General features: G+C 40.0%; 1 protein-coding gene. It reads right to left on the reverse strand.

Annotated features, from left to right (window positions below):
• Positions 1 to 329 precede the first annotated feature (329 nt).
• Positions 330 to 1,538 (reverse strand): IS256 family transposase (locus tag ACESZH_RS23850; protein ID WP_373219580.1); only part of this gene is annotated, 1,209 nt, incomplete at its 5' end.

Here is a 1,538-nt window from a genome sequence, read left to right on the forward strand (position 1 = left end):
GAGGCTGTAAAAAATCTTGTGTCTTTGGAAAGTGAATCTTTCTGATAAGAAATAGATATGTAAGGTTTTGCTGTCGAATTTATGATTCTGTTGTTGTCGAATCTGTCTTTCTATTTACAGTATAACCATCTGATAAGATTTTATACATCCGTTTTGATTTTTTTGCATGAAAAATAAGACATCGTATTGATTGCTTTTTCGTGGGCGCTGCCCACACCCGACCTCTGGAATAGAGTAGGGAAATTCTGGCAATAATACAAATGCCGACGGAATAGAAAGGAAGCGGGAATGGTCAGCTTTGGAGCAAATCCATTCCTGCTTTTCTTTTCTTACAAATAATTGGTAATCCGTTCTCCATACAAAACAATTAGCTGATTCAACACCTGATCCCAGTTCCGATATCTCTGCGTCCACTTCTTGACTACGTTTTCACTAGCAAGGTAAAGCATCTTTTCCAGTGCTGTATCGCTCGGAAATACACTCTTGGTTTTCGTGACTTTCCGGTATTGACGGTTCAATCCCTCTATGATGTTGGTTGTATACATAATGCGTCTGATGTCGTTTGAAAATTGAAAAAAGGAACTGACATCTTCCCAATTATTTTCCCAGTTGCTGATAGCATAGGGATATTTCTTTCCCCATTTCTCCTTAATGTTCTCCAGTTCTGATAAAGCTGCTGTTTCATTCGGAGCATTATATACCGCTTTGAAATCTGAGGAAAACTTTTTCAGATCAGTATAGTTTACATACTTGAAAGAATTACGCAGCATATGGATGACACATCTCTGGATCTCTGCCTGCGGATAGACTGCCTGGATAGCTTCTTTAAAGCCCGGAAGCCCATCTACACAGAAGAAAAGGACATCCTTTACCCCGCGATTCTTTAGATCGTTGAGCATTCCAAGCCAGAACTTACTGGTTTCATTAGCTCCGACTGTAATACTGAGGATGTCTTTATATCCCTCCACTGTGACACCAAGAACCACGTACGCAGCGCGGCTTAAGATTCTCCCATCTTCTCGTACTTTGTAATGGATACAATCCATAAAGACAAACGGGTAAACCGGATTCAGAGGACGGGATTGCCATTCCTTTACTTGTGGAAGAATCTTATCTGTGATTTTGCTGACCATTTCTGCTGACAATGCAATTCCATAAAGATCCTGAATCTGATCATGAATGTCACGTGTACTCATACCACGGGCATACAAAGAGATTACTTTTTCTTCAATCCCGGAGATATCCCGTTGATATTTGGGAACCAGCTTTGATTCAAACTCCCCGTTACGGTCTCTTGGTACATCAATTTGGAATTCACCGTACTGACTTTTTAAATTTTTTGTGGAATGACCATTTCTTTTGTTATTCGTCTGCAAATCTCCCTTATGATTTTTTTCATAACCGAGAGTTGCATCGAGTTCAGCCTCCATCAGCTCCTGAAGGATATCTTTGAAGCTGTCTTTCAGAAGTGTGTATACATCTGCAACGCTACTAATGTTGTTTTCTGAGATAATCTGTCGAATTTGTTCCTTTGCAAC

The organism is Ruminococcus sp. 5_1_39BFAA, assembly GCF_964240875.1.
Lineage (GTDB): Bacteria > Bacillota > Clostridia > Lachnospirales > Lachnospiraceae > Blautia_A.